Source organism: Bradyrhizobium sp. GW821-FHT13H05 (genome assembly GCF_058804065.1).
In genome coordinates this window covers 330083-343319 of sequence record NZ_JBXAPO010000005.1, presented here as the reverse complement: position 1 = coordinate 343319, position 13237 = coordinate 330083, and the positions used below count along the sequence as shown (strand labels likewise).

Genomic DNA, 13237 nt, shown 5'->3' with positions numbered 1-13237 from the left:
TTTGTCCTGTTGAAACGAATGAGGCGTGGATGGCCGGAATAAATCCGGCCATCGCACTCCCGCAATTTCAGTTCAAAAAGATCCGGACGCTTCGGTAAGATTTGGACTTACAGGGAGCGCTGGATCGTCTCCACGCGGTAACACTCGATCACGTCACCGGCGCGCATGTCGTGGTAGTTCTCGAAGGCCATGCCGCATTCCTGACCGGACTGGACTTCCTTCACTTCGTCCTTGAAGCGCTTCAGCGTCGACAGCTTGCCTTCGTGCACGACGACATTGTCGCGGATCAGGCGCACATTGGCGCCGCGTTCCACGGTGCCGTCGGTGACGCGGCAGCCGGCGACCTTGCCGACCTTGGAGATGTTGAAGATCTCCAGGATCGCGGCATTGCCGAGCATGGTTTCGCGCAAGGTCGGCGCGAGCAGACCGCTCATCGCCTTCTTCACGTCGTCCACGAGGTCGTAGATGATGTTGTAGTAGCGGATCTCGATGCCGTTGCGCTTGGCGGCCGCAGCGGCTTCCTTGTTGGCACGAACCGAGAAGCCGATGATCGCGGCGTTGAAGCCTTCCGCGAGCGTCACGTCCGATTCCGAGATGCCGCCGACGCCGGCATGCAGGATGCGGGCGGCGACTTCGTCGGTGCCGAGCTTCTCCAGCGAGCCGAGGATCGCTTCCAGCGAGCCCTGCACGTCGGCCTTGATGATCAGCGGGAATTCCTTGCGGCCCGCCGTCTTCAGCTGCGACATCATCTGCTCGAGCGAGCCGCGCATGCCGGAGATCGAGGCAGCCGCGTTCTCGCGCTTCTGGTGCGCGCGGTAGCTCGTGACCTGGCGGGCGCGGGCTTCGTTCTCGACGACCGCGAGACGATCGCCGGCTTCCGGCGGACCGTTGAAGCCGAGCACTTCGACTGGCACCGAGGGGCCGGCTTCCTGCACCGTCTCGCCCTGATCCGAGATCAGCGCGCGGACGCGTCCCATCTCGGCGCCGGCGACGATGATGTCACCGACACGAAGCGTGCCGCGCTGGACCAGCACGGTCGCAACCGGACCACGGCCGCGGTCGAGCTTGGCCTCGATCACGGTGCCCTCGGCCGGACGCTCCGAATTGGTCTTCAGGTCGAGGATGTCGGCCTGCAGCGCGATCATCTCGAGCAGCTTGTCGAGATTGGTCTTGTTCTTGGCGGACACTTCGACGTCGACGACTTCGCCGCCGAAGGATTCCACCTGCACCTCGTGCTGGAGCAGCTCGGTGCGCACGCGCTCGGGCTTGGCATCGGGCTTGTCGATCTTGTTGATGGCAACGATGATCGGCACCCGCGCCGCCTTGGCGTGGTTGATGGCTTCGATTGTCTGCGGCATGACGCCGTCATCGGCCGCAACCACCAGCACGACGATGTCGGTGACCTTGGCGCCGCGGGCGCGCATCGCGGTGAACGCGGCGTGGCCGGGCGTGTCGATGAAGGTGATCTTCTTGCCGCTCTCGGGCGACAGCACCTGATAGGCGCCGATATGCTGGGTGATGCCGCCGGCTTCGCCGGAGACAACGTTGGCATGACGGAGCGCATCGAGCAGCGAGGTCTTGCCGTGATCGACGTGGCCCATGACGGTGACGACCGGAGAGCGGGTCTCGGTGTCGGTGGAATCGTCGGTGGCGTCGAACAGGCCTTCTTCAACGTCGGACGCGGCAACGCGCTTGACGGTGTGCCCCAGCTCTTCGGCGATCAGCTGCGCAGTGTCGGCGTCGATCACGTCGGTGATCTTGTGAATCGCGCCCTGCTTCATCAGCATGCGGATGATTTCCACCGCGCGCTCGGCCATGCGGTTGGCGAGCTCCTGGATCGTGATCGCTTCCGGAATGATCACCTCGCGGATGAGCTTTTCCTTCGGCTCGTTCGCGGCATGGCCCTTCAGGCGCTGGGTGCGGCGGCGGAACGACGCGATCGAGCGTTCGCGCACCTCGTCGGCGTTGAGCGCGGTGACGACCGTCAGGCGGCCGCGCTCTTTCTGCGGGCCGGGCTTGTGGGTGGGCTTGGGGGCCACCACAGGACGTGCAGCACCGCCGGGACCGCGGCGGATCTGGCGCGGACCATCGTCCTCGTCCGGTCCGGCTGCGACCGCGGGAGCGCGACCCAGCGGGCCGCCTGTCGGCCGCGCCGTGGTCGTTCCGGGGCGCGCGGTCGTTGTTCCCGGGCGTGCCGTGGTTGTGGTGGTGCCGGGCCGCGCTGCAGGCGCGCCAGGACGCGGCGCAGGAGCGGCCGGGGCCGCAGCAGCTGCGGGGCGGGGAGCGGACGGCTGCTCGCCTTCGCCAAAACGCTTCTTGGCCTCGGTCTCGGCCTTGCGCTTGGCTTCGTCCTCGTGGCGATGACGTTCTTCCTCGGCCTTACGGCGGGATTCGGCGGCTTCGCGCTCGGTGCGTTCGGCGGCCTCGCGGACAGCGCGGCGCTGGGCCTCTTCCTCGGCCTGGCGGCGCTCTTCGACTTCGCGCACCTTGGCATCGGCCAGCGCGCTGGCGCGGGCGGAACGTTCGTCCTCGGTCAGGGTCCGCAGCACCACGCCGGAGCCGGAGTTACGCGGCGGTGCCGGGCGCGCGGGAGCAGGTGCAGGCGCGGCCGGAGCCGGCTTTGCAACAACCGTGGGAGCCTGCGGCTCGGGGCTGCCGTCGATGCGGCGCTTGCCGCGCTTCTCGACCACGACCTGCTTGCTGCGGCCATGGCTGAAGCTCTGGCGGACAGTGCCCGTTTCGACGCGCGGCTTGAGCGATAGCGTCTTGCTCGGAACGCTCAGCTTCTTGTCGTCAGGGGTCTTGGTATCAACCATTCAGCAGTCCTAATCCTGATCTGTTAGCGTTGTGCGTTGCCGCACCGTCCTATCGGGTCGTCGTTATCTCTCAGAAATCCTGGCCGGGCTTTTCGGCAGTCTTGTCATCGTGCGCCATCCGGTATCGGACCAGCATCTGGCTACGTGACAGGAATGACTTGCTCGCCGGGCCCGCGAGCAGGGCAGCATGTATCACATTTGACCGGGTAAGTGCCAAATCCAATTCTATCGATTTCAGTGCGGTGACGACGGGAATCTGCGGCCTGGTGCCACGATTTCCGTCATTTTGACGCGCCAGCGTGTCCAATTTGCGGATTCCGTCCGCGGCCCCGTCGCTGGCATGGATCAGGACCTCGACCGTGCCTTCCCGCAGGCCGCTTTCGACCTTGCCGAAACCGGCCACAACCTGGCCCGCCTTGGCAGCAATCCCAAGAGATTCGGTCACGCTCCGAACCAGGAGCGCCTCGATATCGGCGGGAAGCGTCTGGGGAATGCGGAGCTCGCGCTTGAAGGCCCTGCCAAAATGGTGACGCCGCACGGCTTCCGCAACCACCTCTCGTGAGGCTGTGACCCACATGCCGCGTCCGGGCAGCTTGCGCTTGAGATCGGGAACTATCGCGCCTTGCGGCGATAGGACGAAGCGGATCAGCTCGTCGATCGGCCGGACCTCGCGGCTGACCGCGCACATGCGCATGGTCGCGGACCTTTCGGTCCGCGGTCCATGGTCAAGTTCGGGGTCAGTATCTGCAAGCATCCGGGCGACATTCTCCTTAGCCCTTAAGCCGGCTGATCTTCGGTCGCCTCAGCCTCTTCTGCGGGCTTGGCGAGATCGGCCTCGGTGATCCAGCCGGCCTTGACGCGGGCCTGCATGATCATGGCTTCGGCATCGTCGCGGGAAACGTCGAGACCATCGAGCGCGCCGGCGAACTTGGTCTGCTCGCCGCCTTCCTTGCGCTCGGTCCAGCCGACCAGATCGTCGGTGGCGCAGCCGGCGAGGTCGTCGACCGTCTTGATGTCGTTCTCGCCGAATTTCACCAGCATCTTCAAGGTGACGCCGGGCACGTCCTTGACGGCATCCTCGACCCCGAGCTCCTTGCGCTTGGCCTCAATCTCGGCTTCCTGCTGCTCGAGATATTCGCGAGCCCGGTTCTGGAGTTCCTGCGCGGTCTCCTCGTCGAAACCCTCGATGCCGGCGAGTTCCTTGATGTCCACCATGGCGAGTTCCTCGACCGAGGTGAAGCCTTCGGACGCCAGCAGCTGGCCGACCACTTCGTCGACGTTGAGCGATTCCATGAAGACGCGGGTGGAATTCTCGAAGTCGGCCTGGCGGCGCTCCGATTCCTCCTGCTCGGTCAGGATGTCGATGTCCCAGCCGGTGAGCTGCGAGGCCAGACGCACGTTCTGGCCGCGGCGGCCGATCGCCAGCGAGAGCTGGTTGTTGGTGTCGGGCACGACGACCTCGATGCGCTCGCGGTCTTCGTCGATGACGACCTTGGAGACTTCAGCCGGCGCCAGCGCGTTGACCACGAAGGTCGCGATGTCGGGCGACCAGGGAATGATGTCGATCTTCTCGCCCTGCAGCTCGTTCACCACGGCCTGCACGCGCGAGCCGCGCATACCGACGCAGGCGCCGACCGGATCGACCGAAGAATCGCGGGAAATCACGCCGATTTTCGCGCGCGAGCCGGGATCGCGGGCGACCGCCTTGATCTCGACGATGCCGTCATAGATCTCGGGCACTTCCTGCGCGAACAGCTTTGCCATGAACTGCGGGTGGGTGCGGGAGAGGAAGATCTGCGGGCCGCGCGTCTCGCGGCGGACGTCGAAGATGTAGGCGCGGACGCGGTCGCCGTTGCGGAACACTTCGCGCGGCAGCATCTCGTCGCGGCGGATGATGGCTTCACCGCGGCCGAGGTCGACGATCACGCTGCCATATTCGACGCGCTTGACGACGCCGTTGACGATGTCGCCGATACGGTCCTTGAATTCCTGATATTGCCGGTCGCGCTCGGCCTCGCGCACCTTCTGCACGATCACCTGCTTGGCCGACTGCGCGGCGATGCGGCCGTATTCCAGCGGCGGCAGGGTGTCGGCGATGGTGTCGCCGACCTGGGCGCCGGGGTTGGCACGCTGTGCGTCCACCAGCGAGATCTGGTTGGAATGATTTTCGACCTTCTCGACCACCAGCATGTGGCGCGACAGCCGCAGCTCGCCCTTCTTCGGGTCGATTTCGGCGTGAACGTCAGTCTCGCTGCCGTAACGAGCCCGCGCCGCCTTGGCGATGGCGTCCTCCATCGCCGCGATGACGATACCGCGGTCGATCGATTTCTCGCGCGCAACGGCGTCCGCGATCTGGAGCAATTCGAGTCGATTGGCGCTGACTGCCATGGCTAGTCTCCTTCGTCAGGCTCGATCTCGCCACGCCGCGCGCGTTCGGCGGCAAGGCGATGTTTCTTCGTATTGGTCGGAGCCGGCTTCTTCTTTTGCGGCTTGGTGTTCTTGGTGATCTTCGCACTGATCTCCGCGTGCGGTGCAGCCGGCGGCTCGATGCCGAGATCGCGGCGCATCTGGCGTTCCTGCGCCTTGCCGCGGCGCATGGATTCCGCGATCAGCTCGTCGGTCAGCACCAGGCGTGCCTCGCCGATATCTTCCATCGTCAGGAGAACGTCGGCAGCGTCGTTCGCTTTGGCGTCGTCGCGACGCAGATGCACGCGGTCGCCTTCGACGGCACCGAGCATGCCACGGAACCGCTTGCGCCCTTCATGGGCGACCGCCATGTCGATCTTCACCAGATGGCCGGAATAGCGCTCGAAATCGGAACGGCGCACCAGCGGGCGGTCGATCCCCGGTGAGGAGATCTCCAGCCGGTAGGCGCGGTCGATGGGGTCGGCAACGTCGAGCACGGGCGAGAGTGCCCGCGAGATCGCCTCGCAATCCTCGAGCTGCATCGAGCCGTCCGGCCGCTCGGCCATGATCTGCACGGTACAGCCGGACTCCCCGGAAATGCGGATCCGCACCAGGCGGTAGCCCATGCCCTCGAGCACGGGACCTGCGACCGCGGACACCCGTGCCGCAACGCCCGGCTCGACCACGAGCCTCGGCTCGGCCAGCAACTCGGCATCGGTGGAACCAGTGGTCGGTTCGGTCATATCCAGGGTCAAGGCGCTCGATGGTTAAGGCTTGGTTAAGACTTCAAAGCCCGTTTCGGAACTCTCCCGACAGCGCGTCGGGCCGTATCTTCCGCCAAGCCGCGTTCAGGTAATAAAAAAGAGCGGGTCCTTTCGGGCCCACTCTCACTACGCGGATCGTATGAGAAGATGAATTGGCGGTGATATAGCCCTTTCCGACCTCCCGGACAAGGCCCATCGCAGGCCACAGGAGGGCTTTTTGCGTCCGCCTGGCGGGCCACCGCGCAACGCTTCCTTCACCTCCGAGGCCTAAATTCCCTGTTTGTGGGGCGGCTTGGACCAAGGGCGCACCCGCGGCGTGCCCCGTACGAGTTTGCGTTTTCATGACCGTTGCCACGTCGCTCATTCCTGGACTGGACGAGATCGTCAAACGCGGCGACCCAAGGCGTCGCGGCGAGATCGCGCGTGCCATCTCCGAGCTGTTCTTCCAGGATCCCGCCAAGCTTCGTCCCGAGCTCATCGACCTCTTCGACGATCTCCTGATCGATCTCGTCCCGCATGCCGAGCTCGCCTCGCGGGTAGATCTCGCCGAGCGCTTCTCGCACCTGGACAACGCGCCGCGGCACCTGGTGAACCAGCTCGCCCGTGAAAACGAGATCATGGTGGCGGGGCCCGTGCTGCGCCGCTCGCCCGTGCTCGACGAGGCCTCCCTGGTCGAGATCGCGCGGCTGAAGGGCCAGGGCCATCTGCTGGCGATGACGGAGCGTCCCGTTCTGTCGCCCGTCGTCACCGACGTGCTGGTCGAACGTGGCGATCGCGACGTGGTGCGTCGTGCCGCGGGCAATGCCGGCGCAATGTTCACGCCTGGCGGCTATTCCGAACTGATCAAGCGCGCCGCGCAGGACGGCGTGCTGACACTCAAGATCGGCCAGCGCAACGATCTCTCCGGCGAACACCTGAAAGAGCTCCTCAACGGCACGCTCGACGTCATCCGCCGCCGCCTCTCCAGCGTGGTCAATCCCGTGCGCCAGGTCGAGATCAAGCGCGCGATGGCGGCGATCGAGGAGGCCGCGCTGCCGCCCGGGCCGCGGCGCGATTTCTCCGCGGCACAGCGCACGGTGCTTGCCCTGCATCGCGAGGGGCATCTCGGCGAGAGCGCGCTGCTCGGCTTTGCCAAGGCGCAAAAATACGAGGAATCGATCGCCTCGCTCTCCGCGATGGCCGGCGTCCGCCTCTCGATCCTTGACCGCCTGATCTCGGGCGACCGCTACGATCCGATTCTGATCCTGGGGCGGATGCTGAATCTGGGCTGGCCTACGGTGCGCGCGCTCATCCTGCTCTGGTACGGTCCGCATCGCACGCCTGCTGATGCCGACATCGAGGCCGCACGCATGAACTTCACGCGCCTGATGCCGACCACGGCAGAGCGCGTCGTGAATTTCTGGCGTAACCGGCAGACGATCTAGAGTCTCTCAAACCGCAGATACGTCGTCTTGCGCCCTTCGCGCGTGGCCTTCCGGCCGTAGCGCGTCATGGTGTAGCCGGCCCATGGTTGCCGGAAATCGTCGGCGCCTTCGGCAAGCCATTTGAAATCCGGCGCGCGCGCAAGATGCGACAGGGTCCACGCGCAGTAATCGTCGATGTCGCAGACGAAGCGGAATTCACCGCCGCTCCTGAGCACGCGCGCCATCGCCGCGATCGTCCTGTCCTGGACGAAGCGACGCTTCCAGTGCCGCCGCTTCGGCCAGGGATCGGGATGGATCAGGTCGATCCGCGACAGCGAGGCCTTCGGCAACCAGGCCAACAGCTCGGCGGCATCGCCGGCGAATAGGCGGATGTTGGCGATGTTGGCAGCCTCGATCTGCGCGAGGATTTTGGCCATGCCGTTGACATAAGGCTCGCAGCCGATGAAGCCGGTGGTGGCGAAGTTCTCCGCTTCGGCTGCAAGATGCTCGCCGCCGCCAAACCCGATCTCGAGCCGCACATTCTCCGCCGCGGGATCGAAGATCTCGCGGGCATCGGCCGGCCTTTCGCCCTCGATGTCGAGTGCAAGATGCGGCAGCAGATGATCGATCAGCTCGGCCTGATGCTGCCTGAGCTTGTGGCCCTTGCGCCGCCCGAAGAAGGCACGCTCGCCGTCATCGCGATCGGGCTCTGATTTGCGCTCGCTCATCGCAGCGTCTGATAGAGCCGATAGAGCAGCCGTGCGCGCGGTTCGAGCGACGAGACGTAGAGCTGCTCATAATGAGTGTGCGCGCCCTTGCCGTCGACGCCGAGTCCATCGAGCGTCCCGGTGTGGGGAGCGGTGAAATTGCCGTCCGAGCCGCCGCCGCTATAGGTGTCGATCAGCTCGAAGCCGATCTCTGCCGCGAGCGTCTTTGCGTGCTCGTACAGCGAAGCGCCCGCATTGCCCTTCTCGTAGGGCGGACGGTTGAGCTCGCCCTTGACCGTGACGGTGACACCTTCGGTCTTCGATGTCAGCCCGAGGATCTTGCCGACGAACTCCTCCGCGTCGGCGAAGCTCGGAACACGCAGATCGACTTCGGCATAGGCCTCTTCCGGCGTCACATTGGGCCGCGTGCCGCCGCGGACCACGCCGACATTGACGGTGACGCCACGCTTCAAATCGTTCATCGCTTCCAGCGTGTGGATGACGTTGGCAAGCTCGCGGACGGCGCTGCGGCCGTCTTCGGGCCGCGAGCCGGCATGTGCGGGCACGCCCTTGATGAACACATGGAAACGCCCGACGCCCTTGCGTCCGGTGACGATCTTGCCGCCGTCGCGCGCCGGTTCCGTCACCAGCACATATTTGGCCTTGCGGCCTTCCTTCTCGATCAGCGCACGCGAGGTGGGGCTGCCGATCTCCTCGTCGGAGGTGAACATGTGGGTGATGCCGAGCGGCGAATGATTGCCGTCGGCGCAGAGTGCGCGAAATGCGTGATGGGCGATATAAGCGCCGCCCTTCATGTCGTAGATGCCGGGACCGAACGCGCTGTCGCCTTCGACCTTGAACGGCAGGCGCTCGATGAAGCCGAGGGGATGAACGGTATCGAGGTGGCTCAGCACCAGAATGCCCGGCTGCCCCTGGCCCCAGGTCGAGCGTGCCAGGAGATGATCGCCGCAGCCGTCGATGCCGGCGATACGTTCAAGCGTGACAGGCAAATCGCGGTGTTGATCCGCGACCAGCGACACGAGTTTGTTGACTTGTTCAGGCGCCTCTGTCGGCGTCTCGATCTCTACCCAGCGCCGGATGCCATCGAGAATAGTTTGGGTATCGAACCAATTTGAGCTCGCCATGGACGCATCTATGCCTTTGAATCGCATCATCTGAGCGGACGCGCATCAATACGCGGCCACAAATGACGACATAGGCCAGATTTGGCGCAGTCTCAAATCGGAATGGCGCTCAGCGCTTGTCGGGGCCTTCGCGGGCGGCGATCTGCTCGACGAGATCGACGATCGAGCGGCGCATCTTCGAATCGGTGATTCGCGTGAACGCCTTGGTCAAAGCGAGACCTTCGGAGGTCGCGAGGAAGTCCGAAACATAAGAGGGCGAGGCGCCTTCGGCGAAGCCGTCCGGCCCGGCCACGCCGCTCGGGCCGCCCTCGAACAGGAACGACACCGGCACCTGCAAAATCTCGGCGATCTGCTGGATGCGGCTTGCGCCGACCCGGTTCGTGCCCTTCTCGTATTTCTGAATCTGCTGGAAAGTCAGGCCCAAAGCTTCACCGAGCTTTTCCTGGCTCATGCCCAACATGATGCGGCGCATACGCACGCGGCTGCCGACATATTTGTCAACAGGGTTGGGCGCTTTCGACATTTCCTCAGCCTCCAAACACCACCTTCAGCGCAATCGACGGAATGCCTCAGGTGCCAGCATCGTAAAAATCAAACCCTGTTATTGGGAAACATTGCGGAGAAATTTAGCAATGCCCACTGTCTTTCGCAGCGGGTGCAGAATGAGGAACCCGCGTGCAGTCTGTCAACCGTGGGACTACGGTTGTCAAAGGATTCCGGTCACCTCGACCAAAAACCGCTAGCGACGACGCGATCAGGGGTGCCGTTTGGCAACACGTCGGCGGACCGCGAGAAACACGGCCAGTGCGACCAGCATGGCTGCGGGCACATCGCCCACCCGCGCATAGACGGTCGGCGGGATTGCGGCAGGCAGGCTTGCATCCAAAATGCCTTCGACTCCGAGACCGAGGCTGGCGACGGTGCGGCCCACCGGATCGATCACTGCGGAGACGCCGGTATTGGCGGAACGAACCAGCGGCAATCCGAGCTCGATCGCGCGCATCCGTGCCTGCTCCAGATGCTGATAGGGTCCGGTCGAGATGCCGAACCAGCCGTCATTGGTGAGGTTCACGATCCAGCCGGGACGCTCGTTGCGTCCGGCAACCTCACCGGGAAAGATGGCTTCGTAGCAGATCAGCGGAAGCGCGCTTGGAGCGCCCGGCACTGCCAGCGCATGCCGCACGGTGCCGGGAATAAAGCCGCCGCGCATGCGCGTCAGTTGCTCGAAGCCGAGCTTCTCCATCAGCTCCTGGTAGGGAAGAAATTCGCCGAACGGCACCAGATGCAGCTTGTCGTAGACTGACAGCACGCTGCCTTCGTGATCGATCACGTAGATCGAATTATAGGCACGCGTGATCGGGGTTCCCCGCGGCAAGTCGGGCGCGCGCACCGAACCCGTGATCAGCACCGTGCCCTTCGGCAGAAGCTCGGCGATTTGCGCCATCGCGTCGGCTTCGCGGGTCAGGAAGAACGGAAACGCTGATTCCGGCCAGATCAGGATGGTGGCATCGCGCACGCCGGTTGATTGCGGGCCGGAGGCGCGGTCCGACAGCGCGAGGTATTTCTTCATCACCTCCGCCTTGGCGGCGTAGTTGAATTTCGCGTCCTGCTGGAGGTCGGGCTGCATCAGGCGCAGCTTGGTGCCCGCGACCATCGTGGTCGGATGCAGCGACAGGCGGATCGCGCCGAAGATGCTCATGACAATCAGAAGCGCAATTGCCGCGGCCGGCGCCCGCCACGCCGGGCGGCGATCGGGCGTGCGGTCGATCAGCGTCGCCGGGCTCGCAAAAATCGCAATGCTGAGGAACGTCATGCCCCACAGGCCGATCAGCGAGGCCGTTTGCGCGAGCGGCAGCGGCTCGGACAGCGCATAGCCGAACGCGTTCCAGGGAAAGCCGGTCAGCGCGTGACCGCGCAGCCATTCGGCGATGGTGAGGCTTGCTGCGAGCGCAAGCACGCGCGTGGCGTTCTTGGTCCAGAGCAGGCGTGCGAGCGCAAACCCGATCGCGGTGAAGATGGAAAGATAGGCCGGCAGGCCCAGCACGGCGAACGGCGTCAGCCAGGCGAAAATATCGGCGTCGACGAAGAAGGCGTAGCCGATCCAGTAAAGCCCGGGCACGAAATAGCCGAGCCCGAACCAGTAACCGGTCAGTGCCGCGGCGGGGACGCCGCCATATCGTCCAGCGCCGGCGCCGTCGATCAACCAGACCAGCACCGGGAAGGTGATGAACAGCACCGGAAAGATATTGAATGGCGCCAGCGCCAGCACCGACAGCGCGCCGGCAGCCATCGCGAGCAGCGCGCGCTTCCATCCCCAGGTCAGGATGATGGCAAGCGCAATCTGCCGAAATCGCTGGAACGCGCTCACTGCGGGCCGGTCCCGTCGCCTGGCGGCGGGGTCGGCGTGTCGCTTGACGGCGGTTGACCGCTCTCCGGTGGTGCCTCGCGGCGACGGCTCTCGCGCTGGGTGCGCGGTGCGGGACGTTCCTTTCGCGTCGAGATCCGCAGCCGCTTGACGCGGCGCGGATCGGCATCGAGCACCTCGACCTCGTAATGGCCGGGGCCCGAGATCACCTCGCCACGCACCGGAAGGCGCCCGACGAAGCTGACGAGATAGCCGCCCAGCGTCTCGACCTCCTCGCCGGCTTCGCCGGTGACGAAGTCTTCGCCGATCACGGTGCGGACGTCATCGAGGCTGGCGCGGGCGTCGGCGATGAAGGCGTTGTCGGGCAGGCGCACGATCGAGGGCGGCTCGTCGCTGTCATGCTCGTCGTCGATCTCGCCGACGATCTGCTCGACGATGTCCTCGAGCGAAACCAGCCCGTCGCTGCCGCCATATTCGTCGACCACCAGCGCCAGATGGATGCGTGTCGCCTGCATCTGCGCGAGCAGGTCGATCGCCCGCATCGACGGCGGCACGTAGAGCAGCTTGCGGATGATGCGCGCATCCCCAAGCGGCAGCGCGAGGTCGACCGTCCGCAGGTCGAGGCCGGCCGGCAGCGGCTTCTTGCGCTTGGTCTTGGTGGTCTCGGACACGCGTGCGCGCGCGGTCATGAAGGCGAGCAGATCGCGGATATGGACGATGCCGACGGGGTCGTCGAGCGTTTCGTTGTAGACCACGAGCCGCGAATGGCCGGCGCTCTCAAAACGATCCATCAGCTCGCCGAGCGGGATGTCGCGCTTCACTGCGATGATGTCGGCGCGATGCACCATGACGTCGGCGATGCGACGTTCATGCAGGCCGAGGATATTGCGCAGCATGGTGCGCTCAACTGCGGAGAAGCCGGTGTCGTCGGGTGTCGTGGCGTCGAGCACGACCTGGAGATCGTCGCGCACCGATCCCGCCTTCCAGCCGAACAGCGTGCGGATCGCACGCAGCAGCCAGCCGTCGGCGGTCGGACGCAACACCTCGCCAGGCGTCACCACCGCCGGCAAATTGGCCGTGTTGCGCGGATTGTCGTGGATCGGTTCGGAATCCGGCATCTCAGTGCGTCCCCGGGCGATCGGCATAGGGATCGGGGATGCCGAGATGAGCCAGGATCTCAGTCTCCAGCGCTTCCATCTCTTCCGCGTCGTCGTCGTTTTCGTGGTCGTAGCCGACCAGATGCAGGAAACCGTGGACCGCGAGATGGCTCAAATGATGGTCGAACGGCTTCTTCTCCTCGTCCGCCTCGCGCCGCATGGTCTCATAGGCGATCGCGATGTCGCCGAGCATCCGCGGCGCATCGCCGGGTTTCCATTCGCCTTCGGGCTGGAGTGCGGGAAACGACAGCACGTTGGTCGGCTTGTCGATGCCGCGCCAGTTGCTGTTGAGGGTGCGGATGCCGGCATCATCGGTCAGCATCACGGCCACTTCGGCGTCCGCGACGTCTTCGTCGACGCTTTCGGCGGCGGCCGCGACTGCGCGCTGGATCACGGTCTCGGAATCAGGTTCGCGCTGCCAGCAATCGGCAACGACGAGGACCTCGGTCATGGGAAGGTTGGGGTGTGACATTG

11 protein-coding genes are annotated in these 13237 nt (G+C 65.0%); 1 reads left to right on the top strand and 10 read right to left on the bottom strand.

The genetic code is table 11. The annotated features are described in order from the left end of the window. Window positions 1-107: 107 nt before the first annotated feature. The 4 genes from infB to rimP all read right to left on the bottom strand — a co-directional run bounded on the left by infB (window position 108) and on the right by rimP (window position 5965). Window positions 108-2816: a translation initiation factor IF-2 gene (gene infB, locus AC1RR3_RS18300; RefSeq protein WP_492824508.1), complete on the bottom strand. Its 2709-nt coding sequence runs from the start codon at window positions 2814-2816 to the stop codon at window positions 108-110. A 70-nt stretch (window positions 2817-2886) separates the two neighbouring features. Beyond that, the gene (locus tag AC1RR3_RS18295; protein WP_492824507.1) at window positions 2887-3570 is read right to left on the bottom strand and encodes an RNA-binding protein; all 684 of its coding nucleotides are present in this window, start codon (window positions 3568-3570) and stop codon (window positions 2887-2889) included. A 23-nt stretch (window positions 3571-3593) separates the two neighbouring features. After that, window positions 3594-5204 (bottom strand): transcription termination factor NusA, encoded by a 1611-nt coding sequence (nusA, locus tag AC1RR3_RS18290; protein ID WP_492824506.1) that lies wholly within the window; start codon window positions 5202-5204, stop codon window positions 3594-3596. A gap of 2 nt (window positions 5205-5206) precedes the next feature. After that, window positions 5207-5965: a ribosome maturation factor RimP gene (gene rimP, locus AC1RR3_RS18285; RefSeq protein ID WP_492824505.1), complete on the bottom strand. Its 759-nt coding sequence runs from the start codon at window positions 5963-5965 to the stop codon at window positions 5207-5209. A gap of 362 nt (window positions 5966-6327) precedes the next feature. On the opposite strand from rimP, the gene AC1RR3_RS18280 reads away from it, so the two are divergent. After that, a complete protein-coding gene (locus AC1RR3_RS18280) occupies window positions 6328-7410 on the top strand; it encodes a DUF2336 domain-containing protein (RefSeq protein WP_492824504.1) in 1083 nt (360 codons plus the stop codon). Here AC1RR3_RS18280 and trmB read toward each other — a convergent pair. From trmB to ybeY, 6 genes are all read right to left on the bottom strand, one after another. Next, the gene (gene trmB, locus AC1RR3_RS18275) at window positions 7407-8117 is read right to left on the bottom strand and encodes a tRNA (guanosine(46)-N7)-methyltransferase TrmB (RefSeq protein ID WP_492824503.1); all 711 of its coding nucleotides are present in this window, start codon (window positions 8115-8117) and stop codon (window positions 7407-7409) included. The two genes, AC1RR3_RS18280 and trmB, sit on opposite strands and share 4 nt — an antisense overlap. Further along, window positions 8114-9271, bottom strand: a complete 1158-nt coding sequence (locus tag AC1RR3_RS18270) for a M20 family metallopeptidase (protein WP_492824502.1) — start codon at window positions 9269-9271, stop codon at window positions 8114-8116. Before AC1RR3_RS18270 ends, trmB begins: the two co-directional genes overlap by 4 nt. A gap of 79 nt (window positions 9272-9350) precedes the next feature. Next, complete coding sequence (locus AC1RR3_RS18265; RefSeq protein WP_008131807.1) at window positions 9351-9764, bottom strand: helix-turn-helix domain-containing protein; 414 nt, start codon at window positions 9762-9764, stop codon at window positions 9351-9353. A 231-nt stretch (window positions 9765-9995) separates the two neighbouring features. Further along, the gene (gene lnt / locus AC1RR3_RS18260; protein ID WP_492824501.1) at window positions 9996-11609 is read right to left on the bottom strand and encodes an apolipoprotein N-acyltransferase; all 1614 of its coding nucleotides are present in this window, start codon (window positions 11607-11609) and stop codon (window positions 9996-9998) included. Further along, window positions 11606-12724 carry a hemolysin family protein gene (locus AC1RR3_RS18255; RefSeq protein WP_492824500.1) on the bottom strand — a complete coding sequence of 373 codons (1119 nt, stop codon included), beginning with the start codon at window positions 12722-12724 and terminating at the stop codon, window positions 11606-11608. Before AC1RR3_RS18255 ends, lnt begins: the two co-directional genes overlap by 4 nt. A gap of 1 nt (window position 12725) precedes the next feature. Then, window positions 12726-13214 carry an rRNA maturation RNase YbeY gene (ybeY, locus tag AC1RR3_RS18250; RefSeq protein WP_492824499.1) on the bottom strand — a complete coding sequence of 163 codons (489 nt, stop codon included), beginning with the start codon at window positions 13212-13214 and terminating at the stop codon, window positions 12726-12728. Between the last annotated feature and the right edge of the window lie 23 nt (window positions 13215-13237).

What these genes read in the sequence shown, in the direction of transcription:
- AC1RR3_RS18280 (WP_492824504.1), top strand. Translation starts at nt 6,328, where the DNA reads ATGACCGTTGCCACGTCGCTCATTCCTGGACTGGACGAGATCGTCAAA.
- infB (WP_492824508.1), bottom strand. Translation starts at nt 2,816, where the DNA reads ATGGTTGATACCAAGACCCCTGACGACAAGAAGCTGAGCGTTCCGAGC.
- trmB (WP_492824503.1), bottom strand. Translation starts at nt 8,117, where the DNA reads ATGAGCGAGCGCAAATCAGAGCCCGATCGCGATGACGGCGAGCGTGCC.
- AC1RR3_RS18255 (WP_492824500.1), bottom strand. Translation starts at nt 12,724, where the DNA reads ATGCCGGATTCCGAACCGATCCACGACAATCCGCGCAACACGGCCAAT.
- nusA (WP_492824506.1), bottom strand. Translation starts at nt 5,204, where the DNA reads ATGGCAGTCAGCGCCAATCGACTCGAATTGCTCCAGATCGCGGACGCC.
- rimP (WP_492824505.1), bottom strand. Translation starts at nt 5,965, where the DNA reads ATGACCGAACCGACCACTGGTTCCACCGATGCCGAGTTGCTGGCCGAG.
- AC1RR3_RS18270 (WP_492824502.1), bottom strand. Translation starts at nt 9,271, where the DNA reads ATGATGCGATTCAAAGGCATAGATGCGTCCATGGCGAGCTCAAATTGG.
- ybeY (WP_492824499.1), bottom strand. Translation starts at nt 13,214, where the DNA reads ATGACCGAGGTCCTCGTCGTTGCCGATTGCTGGCAGCGCGAACCTGAT.
- AC1RR3_RS18265 (WP_008131807.1), bottom strand. Translation starts at nt 9,764, where the DNA reads ATGTCGAAAGCGCCCAACCCTGTTGACAAATATGTCGGCAGCCGCGTG.
- AC1RR3_RS18295 (WP_492824507.1), bottom strand. Translation starts at nt 3,570, where the DNA reads ATGCTTGCAGATACTGACCCCGAACTTGACCATGGACCGCGGACCGAA.